Annotated in this window: 7 protein-coding genes; 5 read left to right on the forward strand and 2 right to left on the reverse strand. The window is 73.8% G+C overall.

Features of this window, described 5'->3' with window-relative positions; translation table 11 throughout:
• Positions 1-124: 124 nt before the first annotated feature.
• Positions 125-2,368 (forward strand): condensation domain-containing protein, encoded by a 2,244-nt coding sequence (locus RPQ07_RS35365; RefSeq protein ID WP_313948350.1) that lies wholly within the window; start codon positions 125-127, stop codon positions 2,366-2,368.
• 93 nt (positions 2,369-2,461) lie between these two features.
• Entirely contained in the window at positions 2,462-2,809 is a 348-nt protein-coding gene (locus RPQ07_RS35370) for a hypothetical protein (protein WP_313948351.1), read from the forward strand.
• 220 nt (positions 2,810-3,029) lie between these two features.
• Here RPQ07_RS35370 and RPQ07_RS35375 read toward each other — a convergent pair whose 3' ends face one another.
• A complete protein-coding gene (locus RPQ07_RS35375; protein WP_313948352.1) occupies positions 3,030-3,917 on the reverse strand; it encodes an SAM-dependent methyltransferase in 888 nt (295 codons plus the stop codon).
• 222 nt (positions 3,918-4,139) lie between these two features.
• Positions 4,140-5,018: an AfsR/SARP family transcriptional regulator gene (locus RPQ07_RS35380; RefSeq protein WP_313948353.1), complete on the reverse strand. Its 879-nt coding sequence runs from the start codon at positions 5,016-5,018 to the stop codon at positions 4,140-4,142.
• A 382-nt stretch (positions 5,019-5,400) separates the two neighbouring features.
• Between RPQ07_RS35380 and RPQ07_RS35385 the strand changes: the two genes are divergently transcribed.
• From RPQ07_RS35385 to RPQ07_RS35395, 3 genes are all read left to right on the forward strand, one after another.
• A complete protein-coding gene (locus tag RPQ07_RS35385; RefSeq protein WP_313948354.1) occupies positions 5,401-6,183 on the forward strand; it encodes an SDR family NAD(P)-dependent oxidoreductase in 783 nt (260 codons plus the stop codon).
• Between the two features lie 143 nt (positions 6,184-6,326).
• The gene (locus RPQ07_RS35390) at positions 6,327-7,187 is read left to right on the forward strand and encodes a DUF4097 family beta strand repeat-containing protein (protein WP_313948355.1); all 861 of its coding nucleotides are present in this window, start codon (positions 6,327-6,329) and stop codon (positions 7,185-7,187) included.
• Between the two features lie 478 nt (positions 7,188-7,665).
• A complete protein-coding gene (locus RPQ07_RS35395; RefSeq protein WP_313948356.1) occupies positions 7,666-8,445 on the forward strand; it encodes a thioesterase II family protein in 780 nt (259 codons plus the stop codon).
• Positions 8,446-8,462 lie beyond the last annotated feature (17 nt).

Genomic DNA, 8,462 nt, shown 5'->3' on the forward strand with positions numbered 1-8,462 from the left:
TCCGGGGCACGAGTGCCGTGTCGGCCCGGTGTCAGGGCTGTGTCGGCGGGTCCGCACATACTCGTTCAGCGCTGTCGCCCAGGGAGGAGGGCGGGGTCTTCTCCGGCGCGTCCCCGAAGAGACGATGAGCAGCAGCCCCTTCGCACGCGGAACGCGGAACGAACCGACGGCCGTCGTCGTGGACTTCGGCCCGGCCCCCGCCCCCGGGCTGCCCGCCCTGGAGCTGTACGGCGCGATGGACGGCGCCCGTGTCCAGGACGCCCTGGACGGCATCGCGCTGCGCGATCCGGCCGCCGCGGTCTGGTGCCCGGTACTCACCGCCCACGGCCCGGAGCACCACAGCCTGCGTTTCACCGCCGGTGCGGGCGCCGCACCCGGTGACTTCCCGCTCGGTCTGCTGGCCGATCTGCTCACCCGCCCCGGCACGGTCGGCGTGCGGCCGGCCCGCAGTGTCGCCTCGACGCCGCTCCAGCGGGAACTGCTCGCCGACGCCGATGCCCACCCCGGCACCGGACGTCAGGTGGGGCAGCTCGCCTGGGACTGGCACGGGCCGCTGGATCCCGAACGGTTCACGTCCGCCTGGCAGTCCGTCGTGGCCCGCGAGAGCGTGCTGCGCACCGCCTTCGACGACGGCCCCGACCCCGCCACCCTGATCCACGACCATGTCGATACCGAGGTGCAGCGTCTGCCCTGCACCCCCGCCGCCTGGCCCGCACTCCTCGAACGCGACCGCCGCCGCGGCCTGGATCCGCGTCGTCCCGGACCACTGCGCATCACCGTCCTGGACGCGCAGGCGAGTCCGCCCGCCGTCGGACCCAGCCGGCTGCTCCTCACGTACCATGACGCCCTGCTCGACGCGTTCAGTGTGCGCCTGCTGCTGCGCGAGATCTGCCGGGCCTACCTCGCCGACGGCCGCCTGCCGGGCGGGCAGCGCCGCCCCGACATGGGGGACTACCTGCGCTGGCTCACCGGTCAGGACACCACTCCCGCGAACGACTTCTTCACCCGCAGCCTGCCCGGCGACGATGGTCCCGTGGGCGGGCAGGAGTTCATCACCTACGCCCCACAACCTGCGGCCGGTGCAAGCAGGTTCACCGGCGATGCCATCGAACCGGCGGCCGAGGCCGAGGGGTCCACCGGTCGGCCTGCCGTCGGGCTGAGGACGCAGTCACCCTCCGTCGGGCTGAACACGCAGGCGGCGGAAGCGGACGTGCCCGCCGGGGAGGTGAGCGCGGTCGGAGGGGAGGCGTGGGACGCCTGCGGCTGTGTTCGCTTCGGGCTCACCCCGAGTGAAAGCAGGGCGCTGGCTGCCTGGGCCGGCCTCTGGGGAGTCACCGAGAGCACGGTGCTGCAGGCCGTGTGGGCGCTGCTGCTGTACCGGTCGGGCGGAGAGGCGGGCGCGGCGCCGGTACGGTTCAGCACCACCGTCTCGGGCCGCGGCATCGGCCTGGAGGGGGTGGATCGCCTGCCCGGCGCGCTGAGCGGCCCGCAGCCGCTGTCGGTGCGGGTCGACCCGCGGGCCACCGTGCCCGCGCTGCTGGCCGAACTGCGCGACCGCGCACTGGACATGGCCGGGTACGAATGGGTGTCGGCGGGCCAGATCCACGCATGGACCGGGCAGCCGCCGGCGCCCGGGAGCCTCCTCGCGTTCGAGACCCACCCGCCGCTCGGGGCCACGCTGGAGAGCGAACTCGCCGCCCTGGGAATCCGGGTGGAGCCCGTACCGCCGCCGGCCGGCCACCGCGGTTTCCCGCTCGCGCTGACCGCACACCACGACACAGCACGGCGCCTGGTGATGACCGCCTCCTACAGCCGGGCACCACTCGCCGCCGAGGCCCTCGCCCGGAACACCCGCTTGCTGCTCCGCGAACTCCCGCACCGGGCGGGGGAGTCCACCACCGTCGCCCAGGTCCTCCAGCTGCTTCCCGCCGTCGGCCCTCCATCCGGCGCTCTGCCGGTGGGAACCGGCAGCAGTACGCACATCCCCGCCGCCGGGCCGGCGCTGACGGTGCTCCGGCGCGCCCGGCACCCCGGTGCGGGCACCGTTGCCCTGCTACAGGCGCCGGGCAGGCCGGAGGTGTTCCACGACCGGCTCGCGCACGCCTACCCCGGACCCGAGGAACTCGTCCTGCTGGCCACCGCGTCCGGCGGACCGGCCGCCTGGGCGCCCGCGCTCGCCGCACGGACCCGGGCCGGCGGCCCCCTCGTCCTGGGCGCCCTGTCCGGGCAGGGAACCATCGCCTGCGAGACCGCCCGGCTGGCCACCAGGCACGGGGCACGGCCCCGGGTCGTGGTCCTGACCGGCGACACCGGCGACACCGTCCGGCTCGCCCGCAGCCTCCACACCGCCACTCGCGACCGCACCTGACCCGCCACCACCCGTCCGCCCGGGGGTCTTTGGCGGGCGGGCGCACGACCGGGAGTCGAGAAGGCCTCGAGTGCCGGGCGCGACCCTGGGGGTATGCCCGAGGCGACGACGCAGCAACGCACGGCCCGACTCCTCGCCCTGGCCCGGACGGAGGCCCTGCGGATGTCCGGCACCGGCCCGGCGGACCGCGACGCGGGAGCGGTGACCGCCGCTGCCCTGCGTACACACGCTGCCCTGTGCGCACGGCTGCGCCACAGCGTGCCCCTCACTGCCCTGTCCGCCCTGTCCGCCCGCCCCGGGACGCGGGGCCTGGCCACCTTCCTGGCCGTGTACGCCGCCGCCGGCCAACGGGCGGCCGCACCGGACCGGCACACCGCGCCGAGCGGGACCGTCCGGGTGGAGGAGGGCCTGTCGCCTGTGCACACCTCCGCCCCGCGGTGACGACCTGACGGCGGACGACTCCTGGGGCCGATGACCCGCCACCGGTCGGGAGAGGCCGAGCCGCGCTCGGCGACCGGTCGGGCCCGTCCGCCGCGGCAGCGCACCGCCCCTACGCTGACCGCACCCCCTCCAGCAGCACACGCTCGGCGTCCCACCCCGCTGCTGAGCGGCCGCCCCCGCGGACCGCCCCCGTCCCTCTCCGGCATCGGGCGCCCGGGTGTCAGCGGCGGGCCGCGGTGATGCGGACGTTGCTGAGGATCCGGTCCTCCAGCGCATTCGCGAGGATGCCCAGCCCCCGTTCGTAGCGGGCCACCGCGTCCTCGCCCCCCAGGACCACGGCCACGTCCCGGCAGCGGGCCAGACGCTGGAGCCAGGCCCGGCAGGCCCGCGCGTACGACGCGTGCTCGTCCACGACCTCGAGGACGTCGAACGATCCGGCGGCGCCCCGCACCACCTCGTGAAGGCGGGGGATGTGGCCGGTGGGAAAGGGGGATCCGGCACGGCGCAGGAACGCGAGATCCACCACCGGCCGGCGGCCGTGCGCCCGTGGCACGTGTGCGGTGAGGATGTGCAGGACCAGCCGCGCCCCGGGCCGCAGCGCCGTGCCCACCGAAGTGAAGAACGCCCGGTAGTGGGCCGCGCGTTCGTCTCGTGCCGACCCGGCCGGAACCACCTGTTCGAGAGTGTTGATGCCGAACGCCGCGTCGTAGGGGCCGCCCGGGACGTGGTCCTGCCAGTCCTCGACGCGGGCCGAGATACGAGGGTTGCCGAAGCCGGTGACGAACCGCTGCTGGATACGGCTGTGCGTCAGGCCCACGGCGTGTTCGACACCGTGCACGACGGTGAGCCTGTTGAGCAGGGTGCCCCAGCCGCAGCCGAGGTCGAGAACCCGGCGGGCTCCGGTGGCGCCGGCGAGTTCGACGAGCCGGTCGAGCTTGCGTTCCTGTGCCTCGTCCAGCGTCTCGACCAGGTCCTCGCCGTCCTCCCAGTAGCCGCCCGAGCTCACCATCGTCTCGCCCAGGAGCAACCGGTGGAAGGTGTCACCGGCCCCGGGAGGGTGCTCCGCGGTGTGGCCGCGGCGCACCGGCCTGCCGGGCACCGTCGTCATGTCCGTCCCCCACTCCCGTAGCCGGCTGTCGGGAGTCAACGAAACCGTGCGGCGCGCAACAGCGGCGCAACACGCTCCCCGGCCACCGGCGACCGCCCTGCCCCCCGGCGGACGGGGTGAGGAGGCGCCGGACGGGCGCAGCTGGTCCGTGGCCGCCGGCCGCACGGCGCGGATGTGCCCGCGACGAGTGCGCCCGTCCCTCCGCGCGGACGGGCGGGGGTGTCAGCCCACCCGCCGGGGCGGGCTGCCCGACGGGCGGGGCAGTGCCTCGAACGCGCCCAGCAGGACCGGGTCCAGCACCGTGCCGCCTGTCCGGCAGGCCGCGGGCCGTCGCCGCGGCACGGCGGGCCGGCCGGAGCGCAGTAACTCCAGGTAGGCGGCCTGCGTTTCGGCCGCCGGGTCTATGCCCAGTTCTTCGGCCAGGACCTCTCGCAGCCGGTGGTAGGCGCGCAGGGCGTCAGCCCGGTTGCCGGCGGCGGCGTGTGCCGTCATCCGGCAGCGGTGGGCGCTCTCCCGCAGCGGCGCATGGCGCACCGCCTCCTCGGCGTAACGCAGCGCGGGATGCTCCTCGCCCAGCCCTGCGGCCGACAGGCTCGCCAACTCCAGTGCGCGCAGCCGCAGATCCTCCAGTCGCTCGCGCACTCCGCCCGCCCATTCGCCCTCCTGGGCGGGCAGGAACGAGCCGCGCAACTGGGCGACGGCGCCCGCCGAGAGCTGCTGCGCCGTCGCATGCCCGCCGTCCGCCAGCGCCGCCTCCGCCTGTACGACCGCCCGTTCGGCGGCCTCCACGTCGACGGCCGCACCCTCAGGCAGCCGCAGCAGGTAGCGGCCGCTCTGCGACACCAGTGGCGTTTCGCCCGGACGCTGCAGCGGGTTCGCCAGATGCGCACGCACCCGGCTGACCACGCCCCGCAGCGCCGAGGCCCAGGTGTCGGGCAGGCCCTCGGGCCACAGGGTGTCGGCGAGATTCTCGCGCACGGTGCCCGACTCCCGTTCCAGAACCAGCCGCGCCAGTACCGTCTGCGCCTGGCCGCCGGACACGTGCAGCGGGGCAAGACCCTCGTGCTCGATGGTGACGAGACCTATGAGTCTGATCAGCAACTCCGACTCCCCCTGTCAGCCGCGGCGAGGGGATCCGCCCCCACCGCAGTCCCGGGACGCGCTCTTGCGTCCCTTGTCATTGAAATGACGACGGCTCGGACGCGACTCGAGAACCGGATGAGGCGCCCGCACCGCCCCCTCCCCGGGCACCAGCCCCGTGCCCGCACGCCTTGAGGACGCCCGTACCGCGGGCCTCGCACCGCCCGCCGGGCGTACTGACGGTGTCGCACCGCCCTGCGGCCGCACCCCCGGAGGTGCCCGGCTCGAGAGGTGGTCGAGGACCGGCCCACGCCTGCCTCAGGAATCGCGAACGGTCCTGCTCCGCCAGCTACGTTGCCGGAGCACCGACCCCCACTCCGACGGGCTCGTGGAGGCTCACCCCATGACGGCAACGGCGCGGACCACCGCCCTGATCACCGGCGCGACGGGCGGCATCGGCCTGAGCGTCGCCCGCGACCTGGGCCGCCGCGGCCACCGCGTCTTCATCTGCGCGCGCACCGGAGAGCAGGTCGACCGGGCGGTCGAGGACCTGCGCGGCGAAGGCATCGACGCCCACGGCACCGGCGCCGACGTCCGCTCGCGACAGTCGGTCTCCGAACTGGTGGCCGCCGCGGCCGCGTTCGGCCCGCTCGGGATCCTCGTCAACAATGCCGGCCGCAGCGGCGGCGGCCCGACGGCCGACCTCGCCGACGAACTCTGGTACGACGTCGTCGACACCAACCTCAACGGTGTCTTCCTGGTGACCAGTGAAGTCCTCAGGAACGGCGGCATGACGGGCACGGGGCACGGGCGGATCATCAACATCGCCTCCACCGCCGGCAAACAGGGCGTCCTGCTCGGCGCCCCGTACTCCGCCTCCAAACACGGCGTCGTCGGCTTCACCAAGGCCTTGGGCAAGGAGCTCGCCCCGCACGGCATCACCGTCAACGCGGTCTGCCCCGGCTACGTCGAGACCCCGATGGCCGAGCGGGTCCGCCAGGGCTACGCCGCGGCGTGGGAGACGACGGAGGAGTTCGTCCAGCAGCAGTTCGAGGCCCGTATCCCGCTCGGCCGTTACGCCACCCCGCAGGAAGTCGCGGGGCTGGTCGGCTATCTGACCACGGACAGCGCCGCGTCGATCACCGCCCAGGCGCTCAACGTCTGTGGCGGGCTCGGCGCCTTCTGACCCCCACCACCCATCAGCGGCCACGGTTGTCGACCACCTGACAGCCGGTCACCCCCCGCTGCCCACCTGCCGACACACACCGACCGGCCCAGCGCACCCGTCCCAACGGCGGGGGCGAGAAATCAGACTGAGGATGGGAAAGCATGCCTACCTTCGAGACCCCGAAGCCGATCACCGCCACCGTCCACCTGGAGTCCGGCACCGTCCGGATCATCGCCTCGCAGCGCACCGACACGGTGGTGGAGGTCCACCCGGCCTCTGCCGCCGAGGCCGATGTGCAGGCGGCGCAGCAGACCCGGGTGGGCTGCACGGGCGGCAAGCTGCTGGTCAAGACGCCCAAGGGGCGGGTGCTGAACGGCGCTCCGGGCGGGGTGCGGGTGGAGATCGCACTCCCGCAGGGCTCCCGGCTCAACGCGACCGCCGCGCGTGGCTCCGTCACCAGCGCGGGGGCGATGGGGGAGTGCGGTGTGACGGTCCAGGACGGCGACATCCGCATCGAGCAGGCCGGCGCGGTGCAACTGCGCACCCACAACGGCGACATCACTGTGGTCCGCACCGGGGACGCCGAGATCGCCACCGGCACCGGCGAACTGCGGATCGGTGCCGTCGTCGGTACCGCCGTGATCAAGAACTCCGACGGTCTCACCCAGCTGGACGAGATCACCGGCGAGGCGCAGCTGAAGACCGGCGAGGGCACCGTTTCCATCGGCATCGCCCGCGCCGCCGTCACCGCCACCTGCGCGACCGGGGACATCTGCATCGACGAGGCCCACGGCCGGGTCGACCTGCGCACCCGGGTCGGCAACATCCAGGTGGGCATCCCCGAGGGCACCGCCGCCTGGCTCGACGCCGACGCGCAGGCCGGCACGATCCACCGGATGCTGGACACCGCCGACGGGACGGGGGAGAGCGGCGCGAGCGTCGACGTCCGTGTCCGCACCAGCAGCGGTGACATCGTGGTCCATCGCGCCGAGCGCGCCCCCCTCGCCCGGCCCGGCCTCTGACCGGTCGTCATCCGGACCGGAAGAACGGTCCGAGCGGCCGCCGCACATCGCGGCTGCGGACGGCCACCACAGGGCGACCGCTGGGGCCGTCCGGGCACCCGCCCGGACGGCCCTCGCGCCGTTCCCGCCCCGTGTGTCCCCCATACGACCGCCTCCGCTCGAAAGCGGCTCGAAAGACACTCGAAAACAACTCGGACCGGACTCGGAAAAGCATCGGCGACCACTACCGAAATTCTCCGGGAATCGGACACATGCTGCATTCCCACAGGTCAGGAAACGGGGTAGGCGCGAAAGCGGCCCCGTGCCGGCGTGGGGATGTTCCTTGCCTCTCCGGACTCTCACACATAACATCGGGAAGCCATTCCTGTGCACCGTGCCCCTGCGGCACGCACGGCACCACGGAAATCGTTTGAACGGCGAATTCCGCTTTCCCGTCCGTGCATTTCGCCGGACGTTTTCCCGATTCTGTCGAGGGGTCATGACGACACACATACGCCAGCGCTCCGGCCTGGTTCTCGAGAGCCCGTTCATCTGGCGCGCGCGCCGCCCCGGCAGCCGGCACCGGCTGTTCTGCTTCCCGCACGCCGGCGGCGGCGCGAGCGCGTTCGCCGACTGGGTGCCCGCCCTGCCCGCCGACATCGAGGTGGTGGCCGTGCAGCTGCCCGGCCGTCAGAACCGCATTCTGGAGGACCCGGCCACCGAGGTCGGCCCGCTGGTCCGGGACGTGACGGAGGCTCTCGGCCCGCTCCTGACCGGCTCGTTCTCCTTCTTCGGCCACTCCTGCGGTGCCCTGCTGGCGTACGAGGTGGCCCAGCTCCTCCAGGCCCGGGGCGGCCCCCGCCCGGACCGCCTGTTCCTGTCCGCGCAGCCCTCACCCGCCGCGGCCGCGCTCCGCCCCAAGATCCACAACCTGTCGGAGGAGAAGTTCCGTGCCGAGGTCATGCGCCTCGGCGGCTTCGACGAGGAGGTGGCCGTGGACGAGGACGCCATGGACGCCCTCATCCCGACCGTGCTCGCCGACTTCGCCCTGTGGGAGCAGCACGCCATGACGGTGGGCCCGCTGCTGCAGAGCCCCATCACCGTGATGGTCGGCGAGACGGACGTCCGCGCTCCGCTGGAGACCATCGAAGGCTGGGGCGACCACACCGCCGCCGGGTTCGAGCAGCGCATCTTCCCCGGCGGGCACTTCTATCTCTTCGACGCCGGCACGGACGCGGAGGTCTTCGCGTTCCTCGCCGATGCGGTACTGGGCCGGTAGTCGCCCGGCCCGTACCC

This window comes from Streptomyces sp. AM8-1-1 (assembly GCF_032229325.1).
GTDB classification, from domain to species: Bacteria; Actinomycetota; Actinomycetes; order Streptomycetales; family Streptomycetaceae; genus Streptomyces; species Streptomyces achmelvichensis.